Genomic DNA, 17,920 nt, shown 5'->3' with positions numbered 1-17,920 from the left:
GAACTGGGATTACTCGCTCACGAGGCTGGTGCCGCCGGAGAACTGGGACAGCTGGAAAATAACGAACTCGGCCGGTTTCACCGGAGCAACACCGATCTGGCAGACCACCTGGCCAGCGTCAATGCCCTCGGCGGGGTTGGTCTCCGAGTCACACTTGACGAAGAATGCCTGCTCGGGGGTGAGGCCGAAGAGAGCGCCCTTGCGCCATTCGTTGGTCAGGAAGGCGCTGATGGTGCGCCGGATACGGGACCAGAGGGCGGGATCATTGGGTTCGAAGACAGCCCACTGTGTTCCCTGGAGGATGGACTCTTCGAGATAGTTGAAGAGGCGCCGGACGTTCAGGTAGCGCCACTCGGCGTCGCTGGACATTGTGCGGGCTCCCCAGACGCGGATTCCACGGCCCGGGAAGGTGCGGATGCAGTTGACGCCGATGGGGTTCAGCAGTTCCTGCTCCGTTTTGGTGATCTGGGTCTGCAGGCTGGTGATGCCGCGGATGACCTCGTTGGCCGGTGCCTTGTGGACGCCACGGGTGTCGTCGTTGCGGGCCCAGACGCCGGCCAAGTGTCCGGACGGCGGGATGAACCTATTCGTTCCGGTGCTGGGGTCGAATGCCTTCACCCAGGGCCAGTAGAGTGCCGCGAACTTGGAGTCGTAGCCGCCGCCGTCCATGCGCCAGTCTTTGACTTGCTGGGCGTTGAGGTTGGGCGGCGGGTCGATGATGGCGATGCGGTCCCCCATCAGCTCGCAGTGGGCAATGGCGGCAAGCTGGACGGCCTTGACCGTTTCCAGGTCGATGGATCCCTGTTCGTAGGCGGCCATCAGGTCCGGCACCGCAACCATTGTCACCTCGTCCACGGCCTCCAGGCCGCTGAATCCGGTGCGGTCAGCGGCGTCGCCTACGTAGTCGTCGGCGTTCAGCTCTTCGGTGGTTGGCGGCTCGGGCTCCGGCTCCGGGGCGATGAGTTGGACGGTGCCCTTGTCCGGCTTCACGAGGGCACCGCCGGTGGCGACTTCCTCGATGGTGACGATCTTCGATTCGGCGCTGACCTTCGTGGCAGCGTTGTTGGGGCCGCGTTTTGTGGTGACGTTATCCCAGACCTCGGACGGCTTGCCCTCCGAGGTGATGACAATCTTAAACTGGTCCTCGGACGGGTTTTCCCCGCCTGGGTCAGCGATTTCCACGGTGACGGGTTTCGGGTTCGCGGCATTGGATTTGGCGGTCAGACGGTATCCGCCAAGCTCGGCTGTCGGCGCGGCCGTCACAGCCTTCGGCGTTTGCTTCGGTTTCTCCTCCCGCGCTCCGTCCGCTCCGATGCGCACTACGTAGCAGTTCCCTCCCCCGTTGAGGAAGTAGCCGTAGACGGCGTGGGCAAGGTATGAGCCCGGGACGAAGTCCCCGAAAGTTTCTGAAAACTGGGTCCAGTTGGACACCAGGGTTGGCTGATTGTCCGGGCCTTTGGAGGCAAGCCCGACGAACGCGGCGACCGCGGTGCCTACGCCCTCGATCGGCCGAGTGCCTGCCTCAACCTCGTTTACGTACACACCTGGCGCAAGATAGTTCGGCATTTTGTCTCCTCGATGAACCCAAAACGTGGTTCAAGGGTCCTGCTGCGAGGAGGTGCGCGGTACGGCTATCTGGATGCGCTGACGGGAAGGATGGGGTGCACGAAGGGGCAGCGGATGAAAGGCGACGAATAGATGCCGACGACGGCTGAATACCGATGCACGGCTGGCCGTCCAGTGAATCCAACAGTGCGGAGGCCCGCTGGCCCCGCCTTCGGTGCCGGAGCGTGCTCCGGTGACCTCGACCACTTGGAGGCGAAAGGCCTAGCCCGGCGCACCCCTCAGTTGGGTCTATTTGAAGTCTTTCTTGCTCTTAACGGCCCCATCAGGCATGAAGACCCGCACCTGGTCTGAGGCCACGACTATAAACTTCTTGCCGCTGACAGCCTGGTCCTTGAACCACAGGATGCACTGGGCACATTGCGGCAGCGTGGAGACACCGATGGCTTGTGCGCCGTTCATACGATAGATGTTCTTCTCGGCATGCACCAGATCGGCACGTCCTGGGATGCCCTGATCACGGGGACTTCGGCGAGGCAGCCACTCATTTGTCACTAGGCTGTGTGCCTCCCTCAGCTCCTTGTTACGGCCCTCGTAGCTCTGCCCGTGTACGTAGCTTCCCGTGCGACGCAGAAGGCTCTCGATCTCCGCCTCCCGCTTCTCGCGTGTCTTGACCGTTTTGGCAGCCTTAGCCCGGGCCTTCAGGCTCTTTAGTTCATTCCGGGCAACCGGCGTCAGCGTGGTCATCGCGTCAATGTCGTGAGTGGGCGCTAGTTCGGTGAACTTCGCCATCTCCGCTGCCGCGTACGGTGTCATGCGTGTCACCGTCTCCCCTTCCGCAGGTGCCTCGCCTGCTCCCTGTAGAACGAGGTCGCCCCCGCCGCTGGCCCATACCTGCCCGCGGTCTCCGCCCTCCTTCTTGTGGCGTGCCACGGCCTTACGCTTCTCAACCTCGGCTGCCGCTATCGCGGCATTGATCAGCGCTTCGTCCCCTGCCTGTGCCGCCGCCGGCACTGGGCGACTTCCAATGTCAGACACAGCGTAGGTCCGGCCGTAGGTGCCTAGACCGCGTACTAGCGAATCAAGTCCCGTCTGGATTGACAGGTCTTCTGACTTGGCACTCTTGATTAACTCGACATGACTCTCTGCCTGGGCGAGAAGAGCCTTTGCATCTGCCGTCTGCTCGGTATGCCCGGCAGTAAGCTCTATCTCGCGCCGCAGCTTCGCGATGAGATGTTCCGGGCTCGACGCCATCATGAGTGTCGGGTCCGGCCCTGTGCGAAGGGTCAACGTGTGAGCTTCGGAGCCGAGCCGGAACCGTCGACGAATGAGCCCTAGCCTTTCACCCGCTGCCCTCGCTCCGGCCCGTACTTTGGCCTTTCCAGCCTCGACCTTCCCCTTTACCCAGGCTTTGCCCGCGGCGGCCTTCGCCTTCACCTTGCCGCCGAAGCTCTTGAGCCCCCGAATAATGGGCCCGGCGAGCTTGAGGCCGGTCTTGATAACGAAATCGAGGGCCTGGTTCACCGGCTTCTGCAGTGTCTCAATGATCTGCCGGATCTTCTGTCCGATGCCGCCAATGCCGATCACGCTGGCGAGGAATCCGATGAGGATCGGGACCATCTGGCCCAGGACGTCGTTGATCTTGTTCACCACGCTGCTGACGTTGCCGCGCACGATGTCCGCCACCGACTCGATGATGGTGTTGACGAACTTCATGATCCGTTCGGCATTGTTCACGAAGAACATCACCACGTCGTAGATCAGCTTGCAGGCCTTGATGAATGCCGCTGCAGGATTGAGCAGGCCGATCAACCACGTGATGCCGGCCGTAATGATCTTGGTGATCACGAAGTCCTTCACCTGCTCGAGGATCATGTCCTTGATGTTGCCAAGCTTTTCCACGAGCATCTTCCACAGTCCCGCGACGCCCTGGCTGGCAATGATCTGGAAGATCTCCACGCCCTTCTCGACGGCGTCCATCGCCTTCGCACCTATCTGCTTGACCACCCGGTTCCGGATATTCGCCCAGGTAAGGCCGAACAGGGACGCGAGCAGCTTGATGATGCCCTTCACGTCGAAGGTGTCCGGAAGCTCGACGCCGCCCTCCGCCAGGGCACCGAACAGCCAGCCCATGAGGCCCTTCTTGAGGTGGCCGAGGATGTTGTCCTTGAACTTGAGGATTCCGCCCTTCACGCCCTCGATCAGGTTTCCCAAGAAGGCGACCGGATTCTTGATGATGTCCCCTACGACCCCCGCGGCGCGGGAGAGTACGTTCTTGAGCATCGAGGCAAGCTCGCGGATCGTGTTGATGATGGCCTTGATCGCGCCGATCGCCTTGTCCACCAGGCCCTTGTTCTCCGCCTGCAGGGCCTCGATCCGCTCATCCAGACCCTTCCGCGCCTCGACGTACTTCGTCGCCAGCGCGTCGACCACGGACTCCTGCTTGGCGTTCACGTCGCTCTCGAGCTGCGAGAACTTGTCGCCGATCTCCTTCGAGGCCTCGGCCCCGACCTTCTGCAGGCTGGCAGGGAGGCTCGCCGTGTAGGCCGCGATCTCGGATTTGCCCTTGGCGATCCGCTGCTTCGCTGCGTTCAGATCTGTCCCGACGATGTCCGCCACGTTGGAAATGACGACGTTCATCTTCGTGAGGTACAGCTCGCGGCCAGCCTCGTAAAACTCGTTGACCTTAGCGGGCATGCCCGCGATCTTATCCTTGAGCCAGCGGTACCCGCCGAGCCAGCCTCCGTACCGGTCCTTCTTGTACGCCGACATCTTGGCCTCAACGTACGCCTCGAAGGCAGCCCGGGCACCGGCCTCGCCCTTCTCAAAGGCTGCGTCCACCTTCGGGTCGATCCCGTCGAGGATCTTCTTCACGTCGGCCTCAGCCGCGGAGAAGATGCCCTGGACCTTCGCCGTGACCTCGGCGCGCTTCGCCTCATCCTTGGACTTCGTCTTCCCCTTGTCCGCAACGAGGTTCGCCAGCGCCGCCGCCTTGGCAGTCTGCATCCCCGTCACACCCGCCGCGGTCTGCGCTCCCGCTTCCGCCTTGCCCTGCTGGAGGACCTGCTGCTCTTGCTGGCGGAAGTCGGCAGGAGCGGTCTGGGCATGCTCGGCAGCGGCCTGCTTGTCGGCGAGGCCCTGCTGGAACTCAGGCTCATTCGACTGCGCCAGCTGCTGCTCGCTGACCTCGGCGTCGGCCATCTCCTGGTTGGCCTGATGGGTACCGGCGGCAAGGTTGACCTGCTCGGCCGGTGCCGGCTTGGGCACGGCACCCGCCGCGGGGACGGGCACCGCCTGCCCCGGCTGCTCCTGGGTCATCGGTGTGACTGCCTTCGGGACAGCCTTCGACTGGTCCGGCGGGGCTCCCGTGGCCGCCTCTATGTCCTTTGCCTGGCCTTCCTTGCCCTGCGTGACCAGGCCCTTCACCTGCCCCTTGGCCTCCCCAGCCTTGCCGGACTTCTTGTAATCGTCGGCCTCCTGAAGGGTCTTCGGCGACTTCGCCTCGATAGCAGCCTTAACGGCGGCGATGAAGGCCTTCTTGTCGAAGGACCCGGCCTGCTGGGCGTCCATTGCGTCGACCTTGGCTGCCTTGGCCTGGCCAGCGACGTCATCGGACGGAGGAAGTGCAGCTGCCTGGGCTTCCTTGGCCTTGGACGCAGCCGGAGGGTGCGCTTTCCGTGACTGTGCGAAGCCCTTGATATTGCCGGTGACCTGGCTGAAGGCCGGATCATCCTCGGGCCGCACCGGGGTGGGTGCAACGGGCGGCTGCAAGAGCTTGTCTGCAGGCAGTGCAAGAGGTGCCAAAATTGCCGGAGCGGCCGTTCCCCCCGTGGGCGCGGCCGGAGCCTTTCCGCCCCGGGGGCCCTTGCCCGGCCCACCCCCTGCCTTGGCGCCGGCTTTCCCGAGGGGGCTGACTGCGGGAACAGGTTTGGGGGGAGGAGCCGGCTTCTTCGACGCCACCTGTTCGGGTCCGAATCCCGTCTTGGTCACCGCGAGTGCCGAGGCAGGCGGTTTGGGCCCCTCGAGCTCAACGGGAACGCCGGCCGTTTTGGCGGCCTTTAGCCCCTTCTCCACCGTGCCGACGGCGGGCTCGTCCTTGCGGACCTCCCGCAGCGCCGCATCGATCTCGGCGACGGCCTGCTCCCCTGGGAACTTCAGCTTCGCAGCCATGAGAGCGCCCACAGCGGCGTTGCCCGCCTGCCGCTGCAGGGCCAGCACGGCACGCTGATCGGCGCCCGCCCGCGTTGAGGCCCCAACTCGATGCCTGCCTTCTGCGAGAATGCCGGTGACGCCGCCCCGCACTTCCGGGGCGGCCGTCCGCGCGGCTGTCGGCCCGGCGCGCTGCGCCGGAACCTTGCCGGGACCGCCCTGAAAGGTCGTCGCCATGGACTGCTCGGCCGGGATCAGCCCGGCTCTTCCTCTTCCGCCTCGTCGCGCTGCACAGCGTCGCGCTGCACAGTGCTACCCGCTACGAAGGACCCCTGCGCGGTGTCTTTCTCCTCTTCGTCATCCTCGCGCTGGACCGATGCATCGCGCTGGACGTATTCGTCGCGCTGAACGACGGCGGAGTTGGCCGCGAAGCGCTGGGCCGTCGGAGCGGCAGGCACGGACATGGCCCGCTCAGCCGTTGCCGCTGCCTCACGCTCGAACCGGTCCGACGGATCACTCACGCGAACGCCGGTGCCGGTGGCGGTTCCGTCCACGGGACCGCTTCGCTGCTGGACTACGTGCGTGAGTTCATGGGCGAGCATGGTGCGGCCGGCGTCCGAACCCGGGTCATACTTGTCCCGCTGGAACACGATGTTGGATCCCACCGTGTAGGCGTGCGCGTTCACGGATGCAGCAGAAGAGTGCGCGGCATCGCCGGTGTGGACGCGGACGTCCGAGAAGCTGTGGCCCAGCCGCCCTTCCATGTCGGCCCGCACAGGCTCCTCGAGTGGCTGGCCGCCTCCGGAAGAGACGACGTCGAGCACGGGCGACCGTTCTTCCTCCGCCAGGCCGCGGACGCCGCTGTTGCCGATGGCGCGTTGCAGTGCCAGTATGCCCCGGGAGCCGACGACGTCGTACCGGCCGGCTGCCGCCGCCCGGTACAGCACCGCAGCATCTGCAGCTTCGCCCGGAGACGGTTTGGTCCGGAAACTGTCGGCGTCGGGCTGGTCGTGGTCGTGGCTGTGCATCATGCGCCCCTTTCATCAGACCTACACAGACGATGCCCCTTGCTTTGCGGGGCTGCAAGCGCCGCCGCGGCGCCGGAACGGGCAGCCGTTCCTGCCCGAAAGGGCACGGCACCCGGCCTTACACACCGGGCCTCCTTGCCGTCGAGAGCATCCCCCAATAGGGGCCGAACTCGCTCTCCAGCGTCAGCCTCCCCAGCTTGCGGTACTCCCGCTGCACTGCGGTGACGAGGTGCCTCATAGTGACCGTCCCGCCGTCGTCCGCTGCCAGATACGCGGCGGTGACAGCGGCCGAGCGGATGGCGCCGCCCGCCAGTTCGAAGGCCCTCCCCAGGAAGGCGAGGTCGAGGTCTGCTGCGCGTCCCAGGGTGCGCCCGAGGCACCTGTCCCACAGGACGCTGCGGTGGGCCGCGTCGGGCAGCGGAAAGTCCACGACGACGTCCAGCCTGCGGGTGAATGCCTCGTCGATGTTGGCGCGCAGGTTCGTGGCAAGGATCGCCAGGCCGTCGAAGGTCTCCATCCGCTGCAGCAGGTAGGCGCTTTCAATGTTGGCGTACCTGTCGTGGGCGTCCTTGACCTCCGAGCGGCGCCCAAAGACCGCATCGGCCTCGTCGAAAAGCAGCACGCCGTTGACGCCGGCCGCGGCCGTGAAGATCCGCTCCAGATTCTTCTCGGTCTCCCCCACATATTTGTCGACGACGGTGGCCAGGTCCACGACGTAGAGGTCCAGTCCCAGATCCTGCGCCACCACTTCAGCCGACATGGTTTTGCCGGTTCCCGAGTCCCCGGCGAAGAGTGCGGCGACGCCGTGCCCGCGGCCGGCTCCCGGACGCATCGCCCAGTCGCCCAGGACCCTTTCGCGGTGCTTGGCCCTCAGCGCAACCTCCTGCAGGGCCAGCAGCACGGCATCGGGAAGGACTAGGTCATCCCAGCCGACCACCGGTTCCACCCGCCTGGCCAGGCGGTCCAGGGCAGAGCCGTTTTCGGCCCTGGCCCCTGCACCGAGATGCGAGGCGGTGATGCGGCCGTCGGCCGCGAGGGTGGCCTGGATCTGGGCCGATCCGGCAGCGCGGGCGACCTGTTCCGGACGCAGCCGGAACGCCGAGGTTGCCGCCGCCACGTCCAGGCCGTTGAGCGGGCCAAGCGCGGTCCGCCACAGGTCTGTTCTCTCGGCTGAGGTGCTGACAGGAACGTCCACGAGCAATGGCGGGCGGGTAGTCCACGCCGGATCCCACACCGCTTCCCCGACGAGCAGCACAGGCTGCGGCTCGGCATGCAGCGCTTCGAGCAAAGCGGGATGATCGGACACCGCACCGAGGGGGCCAGCAACCAGCCCCGCGCCCCGGAGCCGTGCTTCCCGTACGGCGGCCTGCACGAGTGGGAGCTGGTCCCGCTCTGCGGCCAGACGTGTCAGATCGAGGAGAACGGCGCCACATCCGATGGACCGCAAGGCCTCTGCAGCCAGCACGCGTCCGGATCCGGTTGCGGGCTCGCGCAGATAGGCCAGGCGGACGCCCGCATTCAGTGCCCTCACGAGCGGCCCGGCGTCACCCCAGCTGACCGCCGGCTGGGCCGCCAGGACGGCTGCTAGGCCCGGTTCAGGCGTATCGTCGCCCAGGAGATGCCCGACGACGCGGTCAGGCACCCGCAGCGCGCGTCCGGGCAGCGGGCGGTCCGGATCCTCAACGGCCAGGAGACCGCCTGTGATGAGCGGACCAGTCAGCAACCGGGCTCTGCCCTCTGCTGCGGTCAGGGGCGCGCCGCAGAGAGCCAGCGCGACGGCGACCGACGGGCGCCGTCTCGTGACATCGTCGTTCAGATAGCCGAAGAACTGTTCGAAGCGCGGATCCAGGTCCGCCGCGAGCGCGACGAGCAGGAGGTCGACGTCGAGCGGCGACAGTCCGAAGGTGGCGGAGATTTCCCGGAGCCTGAGCCGGTGTCCAGCTTCCTCAGCTTCGTCCGCCGACAGTTCGCATTGCGACCGCCGCTCTGCGGAGACGCTCGCATCCTGACCGTCCCCTTCCAGGGAGGGCGAAGCTCCACTGAGCAGGCGGTCCACCGCCTCGTCGCTGAGGTACAGCCCGCGGAAGGGGTCGTCAGGCTGTGGGTCCTCGGCCCGCCGTGACGCCACCAGGAGACGGATGCGCTCCTCGAGCACACCCACCCTGCCGAGCAGGTACGCGAGGCTAGGGTTCTCGGACATCGAGGCTCACCGCGGCGGGCGGCGGCGGGCTCCGCCCAGGGAGGCAGCCGGCGCCGTGTGCTGGTGCCGCCCCACATCGGCGGCGCCACTCCTGGTATCGGACATGTCCACGTGAGTACCTTGGGATGCCGGCGGGCCAGCCTGGTAGATGATGCCGGTGTCGACCGGGGCGATGACCACGATGTCAAGCGACGGCTTCAGTTCGCCGCCCAAAGCAGACCACACGTCAGCAAACGCCCGATCCTCCGGCGGGGGAAGCCCCACCGTCAGCGGCACGACCAGCCCGGTTTCGGCCAAGGGTCCAACCACAAGCTCGTCCGGAAGGGCATCGTGCTTGAGGAAGCAGCGCAGCAACTGGTCAAGGAGTCGATGCTCGTCCTCCGGCCTTTGGGTCCAGGCCGTGACGAGGTAGGACAGCTTGAAGTGGCGCGGTGCCGGCCGCCGGGTACGGACGTGGCCATCCTCGCCCCGTTGTTCCGACAGGCCGCGCTCGCGACGCCGGACATCCTCACGGATGTCGTAGAGGTACAGGTTGACCGTAGGCGCATTGCGCCGGGCTGCCCAGTCCTTGGTGGGCGCGTCGAAGACCACGTCCACTTCCGAGCCGTCCAAGGCCTCAGTCCGGATGAGGGTACGCAGTGCGTCGTCCACCTGGGCAATCACGAAGTCTCTCCCTGATTGTCGGACCTTACGGTCAGTCTTGAGGCTGACCGTAGGTCCACGTTGATCGAGTCCGGCCTCAGCCGGCACCCTGAACCGGGCACGCGTTCGGGAACTGCCTGTTACCCCTTCGGGCAGTGCGCTAAATCAGCCCCTCCCGCAGTGCGTACGCCACGGCATGGGAGCGGTTGCGAAGCTGGAGCCGCGTGGTCACGTCGTGCACCACGTTCTTCACCGTGCGTTCCGAGTAGGCCAATTTTTGAGCAATCTCGCAGGTGTCCAGGCCGTCCGCCAGCAGACGCAGAACTTCAACCTCCCGCGGGGCGAGGCCGGTGAACATGATGCCGCGCGGGCCGAGGACGTGACGCTGAAGCTTTCCGACCTGGTCCAACAGGCGGCCCAGCAGGTCCGGCGGCACGCTGCCCTCACCCGCCGCGGCAGCTGTAATGACGGAGATCAGCCGATCAGGCGTCGCTTCGCTGCGACGCACCAGCCCGACCACTCCGGTTTCTACGGCCTTGACGAGGTCGCCGTCGTCGAGGCGGCCCGCGACAAGGACGGCCCGCGACGTACCTTGGCGTTGGACCTGGCGGAGCAACGTCAGTGCGTCATCGTCTACTGAATCGGCAACGACGACAACAACCCTTGCCTTGTCCGCATTGGGTGCCCGCACGACGCGGACTTCGGGACGGGCCCGCAGTTCGCTGGCGACTCCGGCTTCAGATATGGGATCCCGTGCGTGGACTTTGACAGTGATTGGTTCCATGAATCCTCCCTTCGTACTTCTGGTGGCCGCGGACCTGCCTGGTAGCCCACACCAGCTTCCCGTACCTGAACCCGGCACGCCCGCAGCACTGAATGTAGCTGATGCTTCTCTTCGTGCAGTCAACACAGGCTCAACGGGCAAACGCGCTGCCCGCAAGTCCGGCCACCCGGAGTGTTTCCAGCCCACGCCCCGCCCTAGTCTTCGAATACCTGCGAGTGCATTGGCGGAGCCGATGCGCCCGAGCTTCCGGAGGAGGGCCATGAGCACCACTGCAACCCTTGATTCACCCAGCCTCACCCTGGAAGCCGGGACAGCAGCGTCTGTCCGGCTGACCATCCGCAATGACAGTGAAGTTGTCGAGGAGTATTCTCTTCGGGTCGTGGGTCCTGGCCAGTCCTGGGCCGAGGTCGTACCGGACCGCGTCTCGCTCTACCCGGGACATGGCACCACCGCGCTTGTGGAGTTCAGGCCTCCGCGGTCCCCCTCCGTCCACGCCGGCGTATTCAAGTTCGGCGTTCATGTGGTGCCCAGGGAGCATCCTGACGGTGCCGTGGTGCCGGAAGGGACAGTCGAAGTCCTGCCGTTCCTTCAGATGTCTGGCGAACTCATGCCCAGAATGTCCCGGGGAAAGCTAGGCGCCAAACACACTGTCGCGATCGACAACAACGGCAACGTCCCCATCACCGTCGACGTTGCAGGCTCCGACCCCGGGGCGCTGCTGGAGTTTTCGCTGCAGCCTCAGGAACTCACGATCGTTCCGGGAACGGTTCAGTTCACAGGGGTACAGGTCCGTCCAGGTGAGAAAATCTGGCAAGGCCGGCCAGCCACGTACGCCTTTGCCGTGACGGCGACCCCTTCCGACGGTGTGCCCGTTCAGCTCGACGGGACCCACGTGCAAGACCCGGTGCTGCCGTCACGGACCATTAAAGCCATACTCTTCCTGCTGCTCTTGGCCGTGGCGCTGACCGTCGGATGGCACATCGTGCTCGACTCGGTGAGTGAAAGCGCGCCCGACAGTGGAGCCTCAGCCCGTTACGGAGCCGGGATCAGAGCTCTCCCCCATGGTGGTCAGTGATGCCCACGGGTCCGGCGCTCAGGGTCGGTGACACGTCTTTGTGCCCTTTGTCCGATGGCCCTAAACCGCACGTCGGCGGTCCCATTTCTCCGGCGGCAGGCATCCCAACGGTGCTCATCGGGGGCATGCCGGCCGCAGTGGCGAATGCCCTTCCCGGCGGCATTGTCTGCGTCTCGCCAGCACCCAATGGCATCGCCGCCGGCAGTCTCACCGTACTCATTGGAGGGTTCCCGGCTGCCCGCCTCGGTGACCTGAGTCTTCATGGGACACCCGTCGCGCCTGGGCCCGGGTGTCCAACTGTAGTCATTGGTGGTTGAACGTCTTCGTCGCTCCGGCCCCGGGAAGGTGAGCGCAGGGTGGGTATGCCGGCTGCTTACTCGAGGGCCGCTGGAGTTTCATTCGAAACCGGCGTCTCCGTCGAGACAGTCGGCGGAGTGGGGTCATTCGAACCACCCGACGGATCAGTCGTTACCGTCGGGCAGGATGCGCCCAGGTCGATAGTGTCCTTGGCTGGCAAGGTCAGTGCTATGTCGAGCAAATTGTTGTCCTCGTCGACTTCTTCGATCTTTTTCTCCGGGTCAGCTGTGATGGTCAGTTGGTGTGTTCGGCCGAAGTCGGTCGGTCTGAGTTTGACTTGCAGTTCGGTGAGCTCCGGTTCCGGTCTTGCCACCATTGTTAGGTCGTTAGTGAGCTCTGGGTCGATGGCCAACGAATTACTTGTCAGCCTGACCGGCACCGAGGCGGTCTCGGCGCCCGGGTCGTGCAAGCCCACCGGAATGAAAAGGCAGTCGGCCACCTCGGGCGCATTCCCGAGAGCCAAGGTGCAAGTTTTCGGAGCGACCACTATGAAGTCCGGTTTCGCCGGGACAATCTCAGTCGGCGGCGATGGCGTCGCGGTGTTTGGCGGAAGCCGGGGTGATAGTGGGTCACGAGGCGTGCATTTGAGGGGGGCAGGATCCGGCTCACCAGGACCCGGATCACCAGGACCTGACGGCGATGTCGGATCCGGCTCACCCGGACCCGGATCACTAGGATCCGGATCACCAGGACCCGGCTCACCCGGATCTGCAGGACCCGGATCACCAGGATCTGACGGCGATGTCGGATCAGTGGGCGGAACCGTGGGCGGACCAGTCGAACCCGTTGTAGCCGGTGGTGCCGGTGGCGCCGGAGCAGTGCTGAGCTTCGCAACAGGCACGCCGCAGCCGGCAAGAGCGAACACCAGGAGCAGAAGCACCGAAATGTAGACCCTATCCCGACGAAAAACCATCTGTACCCGCTCCGCTCAGACTCAAGTCCAGTATTTTGCTCCGGTGCAGCCACGTGTGCGCAGCAGAATCCTCCCAGCAGGAATCCATCGTGCAGCGGCGACGCCTCTGCAATGCGGCCTAAAAGGGCAGATTTCGGGGCAGTATCACGTCTGGGAACCGTCTGCGGGCGGCTGAACTACTCCTGCTTCTTGGCCCGGCTCGGCTGAACGCGGGGCGGCTCGCCCGGCATCTTCGGGTAGTCGGGCGGGAACGGCAGCTCACCCAGCCCGTCCTTGACATCCCGCTCCCACCAGTCGAGCAGCGTGTCGATGCTCCCGGGGTTGGCATTCATGTCCGCCCACGGATCGCCCACGGTCTTCAGCCGCTCGGGAACGGTGAGGATGGTGAAGTCCTTCGGATTGACGTTCTCCAGTTCGTCCCAGGTGATCGGACAGGAGACTGGGGCGTGGGGCAGTGCGCGCGGGCTGTAGGCGCCCGCGATGGTGCGGTCGCGGTTGGCCTGGTTGAAGTCCAGGAAGACACGCTTGCCGCGTTCTTCCTTCCACCAGTTAGTGGTGACCTTCTTCGGCATCCGGCGCTCGAGTTCCCGCGCGGCCGCGATCACGGCATGGCGCACGTCCAGGAACTCACGCTTGGGCTCGACCGGCGCGTAGACATGCAGCCCGCGGTTCCCGGACGTCTTGATAAAGGCCTCCAGCCCGGCCTCCGCCAGGACTTTCTTCAGCTCGAGGGCTGCGGGGACGGCGTCGTCGAAGTCGGTGCCGGGCTGGGGGTCAAGGTCGATGCGCAACTGGTCGGGGTTGTCCGAGTTCTCGGCCCGGGACGGCCAGGGGTGGAACACCACCGTGTTCATCTGCACCGCCCACACCGCTGCAGCCGGCTCGTCCAGGACCAGCTGCGGATGCGAGCGCGCGCTTGGATAGACCACCGTGACAGACCGGACGAAGTCCGGCGTCCCCTTGGGCGGGTTCTTGGAGAAGAACTGCTCGCCGTCAACGTTGTCCGAAAAACGCTGGAGCGATACCGGCCGGTCACCGTTGGCGGCGATGAAGGCTCCGCCAACGTCCACCATGTATCGGGCGAGGTCGAGTTTTGTCAGGCCCAGCTCCGGCCAGAGGACGCGGCTGGGGCTTGAGATCCGCATGTCCCGCGGGCCGTTGGGGCCGTCAACGGTGAGGATGGTGTGTTCGCTGGCCATGGGGACAACCTACCCCGGCCCGGACCACTGCGTCAGTACCTTCTACGCACAAGAAACACATCCCCGCGTATGGGCAGCGGGGGGTGCATCTGTAAGGATAAAACGGACCCGGCACTGCCCAGTGCCCAAGAATCGTTGAAGGGGACAGTCTCCATGGTTGAATCCGCCCGTCTGGACCAGGCATCAGCGAAGCAGGTGCTCAGCTCCGTTGCCGAGCAGGTGGACATTCCGAAGGGAAGCAGGGACTGGGCAGACTTCGAGCGGCGCTTCGACCGTCATTTCCCCGACCTGTTCCGGCTGTTCCATTCCCTGTACGGCTCACGGCCGGACTTCCAGGACCAGCTGGCATCCCTCGTGATCGATGCCGCCCGCTCCTGGAAGGAACGCCCCACCGATCTGAAGGTCAAGGACGCCGAACGCGAGGGCACCGGCGACTGGTTTCAGTCCAACCGCATGCTCGGCGGGGTCTGCTACGTGGACCGGTACGCCGCCGACCTTGACGGGGTCCGGGCACGGATTCCCTACTTCAAGGAACTCGGCCTCACGTACCTGCACCTGATGCCACTGTTCCTGGCCCCCGAGCCCTTCTCCGACGGCGGCTACGCAGTCTCCAGCTACCGGGAAGTCAACCCAAAACTCGGGACGATGGAACAGCTGCGCGGACTGGCTACACAGCTGCGCGCCAACGGCATCAGCCTGGTGGTGGACTTCATCTTCAACCACACCTCCAACGAACATGAGTGGGCCCGGAAAGCCGACGCCGGAGATCCGCGCTACAGCGACTACTACTGGATCTATCCCGACCGCACCATGCCCGACGCCTTCGAGCAGAATGTGCGCGAAATCTTCCCCGAAGACCACCCCGGCTCCTTCGTTCCGCTGCCGGACGGCCGCTGGGTGTGGGCGACGTTCCACACCTACCAGTGGGACCTGAACTATTCCAACCCCGAGGTATTCCGCGCCATGGCCGGCGAGATGCTCTTCCTGGCCAACCAGGGCGTGGATATCCTGCGCATGGACGCCGTGGCGTTCATCTGGAAGCGGCTCGGCACGACATGCGAGAACCTGCCGGAAGCCCACACCCTGCTGCAGGCCTTCAATGCGGTCTGCCGGCTCGCTGCCCCGTCGCTGCTCTTCAAGTCCGAAGCCATCGTCCATCCCGACGAAGTGGCCCTGTACATTGACCCTGCCGAATGCCAGCTCTCCTACAACCCGCTGCAGATGGCACTCATCTGGGAGGCGCTGGCCACGCGCGATGCCTCCCTGCTTTCCCAGGCCTTGGAGCGCCGCCACAACATTCCGGCGGGAACATCCTGGGTGAACTATGTACGCAGCCACGACGACATCGGCTGGACGTTTGCCGATGAGGACGGCGCCGAGCTTGGCATCAACGGCTTCGACCACCGCCGCTTCCTGAACTCCTTCTACGTCAACCGCTTCCCCGGCAGCTTCGCCCGCGGCGTGCCGTTCCAGGACAATCCGCGCACGGGAGACTGCCGCATCTCCGGAACCACGGCCTCGCTGTGCGGGCTCGAGGACGGTTCGGCGGAGGCCATCCGCCGGATCCTGCTCGCCCATTCGGTGGCTTTCAGCACCGGCGGCATCCCGCTGCTGTACCTGGGCGACGAGGTGGGCCAGCTCAACGACTATGACTATGCGCTCGAAGACGGCCACGAGGCGGACAGCCGGTGGGTGCACCGGCCGCAGTTCCCCGCGGAACGCTACGCCAGCCGGACAGATCCGGCGACTCCGGAGGGAGCCATCTTCGCCGGGCTGCGCAGGATGACGACGGTACGCGCCGCGACGCCGGAACTGGCCGGGACGCGCCTGGTCCCGTTTACCACCAACAACCCCGCGGTGCTGGGCTACCAGCGGCCCGGAGACGGGTCGCTCATCCTCGTGCTGGCCAACTTCAGCGACGGACCGGCGGTGCTTTCGGCCGAGACGCTGTCCGGATTTGAAGCAGTGGCCCGGGACCTGTTTTCCGATGACGACGTCCGCATTGACGAGGGCGTCGTTCTGCGCCCGCAGGACTACGTCTGGCTCAGGGTGGTGCCGGCCGGACAAGCAGGCGCCGGGGGCGCTGCCGGCTGAGCAGGCGCCGCACGGGGGAGATCCGGCATCATGGACTCATGCCCCTTGCTGAATCCCCTGTCACCTTTGATGTCGGCGACGTCCAGGTCTCCGGCGTGTACGCCCGCCCGGACAACGCCTTTGCCACGCTGGTGGTCGCGCACGGGGCAGGCGCGGGCATGGAGCATCCGTTCCTGAGCGGCTTCACCCGCGCGCTAAACGACGACGGCGTCGCCACCTTGCGCTTCAACTTCCCCTATCGCGAGGCAGGCAGGAAGTTTCCCGACCGGCCGCCGGCCGCGATCGCCGCGTGGCGGGCCGCCATGGACGCAGCCCGGTCCCGGTCGGACGGCGAACCGTTGTGGGCTTCCGGTAAGTCCTTTGGCGGCCGCATGGCTTCCATGGCCGTCGCTGACGGCATGCCCGCCGCCGGCTTGGTGTATCTCGGCTACCCGCTGCACCCGCCGGGCAAACCGGAGAAGCTGCGCGACGAGCACCTGTACGGCCTGGAACTGCCCATGCTGTTCCTGCAGGGGACGCGTGACACCTTCGCGACGGCGGAACTGCTTGAGGGCGTGGTTTCCCGCGTCGGACCGAATGCCACGCTGCACTGGTGCGAGGGCGGCGACCACTCCTTTGCCGTGGCAGGGCACAAGCGCGGAGCCGCCGAGATCGGCGCCTCGCTTGCCCCGCCTGTGGCTGAGTTCCTGCGCGCCAATAGCCCCTCCGGCCGCTAGGCCTGCGACTGCCTGGCAGGTGGCTTGCTCCGAAGCTGCCGCAAGGCCGGTGGCGGTTCCAGCAAGGCTGGATGCCAACGCCTGGGCATGCTTTCTTGCCCAATGGGGCAGCACGTCCGGGCTGCCGGTCGGGATCCAATTGGGATTCTTGCGTCATTCCCTAGGGAAATTGCGCAAATCTCGTTGTAACCAAGGGGCTCTAAGGGGCAACGTCCAGAAGCAGGCGCATGGATGGCGGGTTTGCCTGCCCACTAGGTGACGTCAAAATGAAGTCAATGCTCGCCGGGGGCCGAGTTGGGTGGGTCAATTTCAGGAGCATTCCGTGGCAGCTCAAAATGGACGACACACACCTCAGGCACCGGCTTCCGCTGAGAGGAATAGCGTTGGCGGGGTAGCGTTGCGAACTCTCTCGGCGGTGCTGGTGTTTTGTTTTGCCTTCTACGCGTTCGGGTTCCAAAGCCCAGTTACTTCAGGAGGTCGGCCCGTCGGCGAGGTGTTCTTTCCACCATCTCCCTCAGGCAGTGAGGAAAAACATCTCTTGGATCCGAACGATACCGTCCGAGTACGGGTGCCCTATCGTCCCGTGAGTTCGAGTGCTGTGGCCAGTGGAACCTCGTCCCCTGGAGTCGCTTTTTCACTGCTGAAACGGCCAGCCAAAGGCTTCCTTATGGCACCTCTTGAGGAATTGGTCAAGACATCTCCATTCGGGCCGAGGCGTAGCCCGATTACAGGTGAGCTCGGTGAAGTTCACTATGGGCAGGATTTTGGCGCCCCTTGCGGAAAGCGCGTCTACGCGGCCGACGCCGGCGTCGTCCGGGCGGCGGGCTGGCACCCGTGGGGAGGCGGCAACAGGTTGGAGATCGACCACGGCAATGGCCTAATTACGACCTATAACCACCTGCTAGCCGTGGGCACCGAGAAGGACCGTAAGATCCGTGTCGGCCAGGTTATCGCGGAGGTTGGAACGACTGGATCTTCCACAGGGTGTCACTTGCACTTTGAGGTCATTGAGAACAAAGTGCATGCGGACCCGAATCGGTGGACACTGCTACCGATTCAGCAGATTGACCAGTTGGTGCGTGGCAAGATGATCAGCTTTGATCCCAGCGCAGTACGAACGTTGGGGTGGACAATTCCTTTTATTTCTGGGAAGACCGACAGCAAGGGTTTGCCTACTGAGCCTGCTGCGCCGTCCCCGCT

Annotated in this window: 13 protein-coding genes; 5 read left to right on the top strand and 8 right to left on the bottom strand. The window is 65.1% G+C overall.

Translation table 11 applies throughout. From position 1 onward, the window contains the following. Positions 1-9 precede the first annotated feature (9 nt). The 6 genes from AC6CH3_RS09985 to AC6CH3_RS09960 all read right to left on the bottom strand — a co-directional run bounded on the left by AC6CH3_RS09985 (position 10) and on the right by AC6CH3_RS09960 (position 10,366). Positions 10-1,566, bottom strand: coding sequence for a phage tail sheath family protein (locus AC6CH3_RS09985; RefSeq protein WP_498132296.1), 1,557 nt, complete (start codon positions 1,564-1,566; stop codon positions 10-12). A 288-nt stretch (positions 1,567-1,854) separates the two neighbouring features. Then, positions 1,855-5,949 (bottom strand): phage tail protein, encoded by a 4,095-nt coding sequence (locus AC6CH3_RS09980; protein WP_498132295.1) that lies wholly within the window; start codon positions 5,947-5,949, stop codon positions 1,855-1,857. A gap of 17 nt (positions 5,950-5,966) precedes the next feature. Further along, positions 5,967-6,740 (bottom strand): eCIS core domain-containing protein, encoded by a 774-nt coding sequence (locus AC6CH3_RS09975; RefSeq protein WP_498132294.1) that lies wholly within the window; start codon positions 6,738-6,740, stop codon positions 5,967-5,969. 118 nt (positions 6,741-6,858) lie between these two features. Continuing rightward, the gene (locus tag AC6CH3_RS09970) at positions 6,859-8,940 is read right to left on the bottom strand and encodes an ATP-binding protein (RefSeq protein ID WP_498132293.1); all 2,082 of its coding nucleotides are present in this window, start codon (positions 8,938-8,940) and stop codon (positions 6,859-6,861) included. Between the two features lie 6 nt (positions 8,941-8,946). Next, positions 8,947-9,603: a Pvc16 family protein gene (locus AC6CH3_RS09965; RefSeq protein ID WP_498132292.1), complete on the bottom strand. Its 657-nt coding sequence runs from the start codon at positions 9,601-9,603 to the stop codon at positions 8,947-8,949. Between the two features lie 139 nt (positions 9,604-9,742). Further along, a complete protein-coding gene (locus AC6CH3_RS09960; protein ID WP_498132291.1) occupies positions 9,743-10,366 on the bottom strand; it encodes a response regulator transcription factor in 624 nt (207 codons plus the stop codon). A gap of 259 nt (positions 10,367-10,625) precedes the next feature. On the opposite strand from AC6CH3_RS09960, the gene AC6CH3_RS09955 reads away from it, so the two are divergent. After that, on the top strand, positions 10,626-11,441 hold the full coding sequence (locus AC6CH3_RS09955) for a COG1470 family protein (RefSeq protein WP_498132290.1): 816 nt from the start codon (positions 10,626-10,628) through the stop codon (positions 11,439-11,441). Next, positions 11,441-11,758: a PAAR domain-containing protein gene (locus AC6CH3_RS09950; RefSeq protein ID WP_498132289.1), complete on the top strand. Its 318-nt coding sequence runs from the start codon at positions 11,441-11,443 to the stop codon at positions 11,756-11,758. The genes AC6CH3_RS09955 and AC6CH3_RS09950 overlap by 1 nt, the downstream gene beginning before the upstream one ends. Before the next feature lie 56 nt (positions 11,759-11,814). On the opposite strand, the gene AC6CH3_RS09945 is transcribed toward AC6CH3_RS09950, so the two are convergent. Together AC6CH3_RS09945 and ligD are read right to left on the bottom strand one after the other, a co-directional pair. Continuing rightward, a complete protein-coding gene (locus AC6CH3_RS09945) occupies positions 11,815-12,261 on the bottom strand; it encodes a hypothetical protein (RefSeq protein WP_498132288.1) in 447 nt (148 codons plus the stop codon). A gap of 626 nt (positions 12,262-12,887) precedes the next feature. Next, a complete protein-coding gene (ligD, locus tag AC6CH3_RS09940) occupies positions 12,888-13,910 on the bottom strand; it encodes a non-homologous end-joining DNA ligase (RefSeq protein WP_498132287.1) in 1,023 nt (340 codons plus the stop codon). A gap of 153 nt (positions 13,911-14,063) precedes the next feature. On the opposite strand from ligD, the gene AC6CH3_RS09935 reads away from it, so the two are divergent. The 3 genes from AC6CH3_RS09935 to AC6CH3_RS09925 all read left to right on the top strand — a co-directional run. After that, entirely contained in the window at positions 14,064-16,004 is a 1,941-nt protein-coding gene (locus AC6CH3_RS09935; protein WP_498132286.1) for an amylosucrase, read from the top strand. A gap of 38 nt (positions 16,005-16,042) precedes the next feature. Then, positions 16,043-16,720, top strand: a complete 678-nt coding sequence (locus AC6CH3_RS09930) for an alpha/beta hydrolase family protein (protein WP_498132285.1) — start codon at positions 16,043-16,045, stop codon at positions 16,718-16,720. 667 nt (positions 16,721-17,387) lie between these two features. Further along, positions 17,388-17,920, top strand: a 533-nt coding sequence (locus AC6CH3_RS09925) for a M23 family metallopeptidase (RefSeq protein WP_498132284.1), incomplete at its 3' end; no start/stop codon positions are given.

It is taken from the genome of Arthrobacter sp. GQ119, assembly GCF_059759125.1.
Note: the sequence above shows the minus strand (reverse complement) of the source record. Positions and strands in the feature narration are given on the sequence as shown.

Excerpts from the sequence above, each read along its gene's own strand:
- AC6CH3_RS09935 (WP_498132286.1), top strand. The coding sequence starts at position 14,064 with ATGGTTGAATCCGCCCGTCTGGACCAGGCATCAGCGAAGCAGGTGCTC.
- AC6CH3_RS09950 (WP_498132289.1), top strand. The coding sequence starts at position 11,441 with ATGCCCACGGGTCCGGCGCTCAGGGTCGGTGACACGTCTTTGTGCCCT.
- AC6CH3_RS09955 (WP_498132290.1), top strand. The coding sequence starts at position 10,626 with ATGAGCACCACTGCAACCCTTGATTCACCCAGCCTCACCCTGGAAGCC.
- ligD (WP_498132287.1), bottom strand. The coding sequence starts at position 13,910 with ATGGCCAGCGAACACACCATCCTCACCGTTGACGGCCCCAACGGCCCG.
- AC6CH3_RS09980 (WP_498132295.1), bottom strand. The coding sequence starts at position 5,949 with ATGGCGACGACCTTTCAGGGCGGTCCCGGCAAGGTTCCGGCGCAGCGC.
- AC6CH3_RS09960 (WP_498132291.1), bottom strand. The coding sequence starts at position 10,366 with ATGGAACCAATCACTGTCAAAGTCCACGCACGGGATCCCATATCTGAA.
- AC6CH3_RS09970 (WP_498132293.1), bottom strand. The coding sequence starts at position 8,940 with ATGTCCGAGAACCCTAGCCTCGCGTACCTGCTCGGCAGGGTGGGTGTG.
- AC6CH3_RS09985 (WP_498132296.1), bottom strand. The coding sequence starts at position 1,566 with ATGCCGAACTATCTTGCGCCAGGTGTGTACGTAAACGAGGTTGAGGCA.
- AC6CH3_RS09930 (WP_498132285.1), top strand. The coding sequence starts at position 16,043 with ATGCCCCTTGCTGAATCCCCTGTCACCTTTGATGTCGGCGACGTCCAG.
- AC6CH3_RS09975 (WP_498132294.1), bottom strand. The coding sequence starts at position 6,740 with ATGCACAGCCACGACCACGACCAGCCCGACGCCGACAGTTTCCGGACC.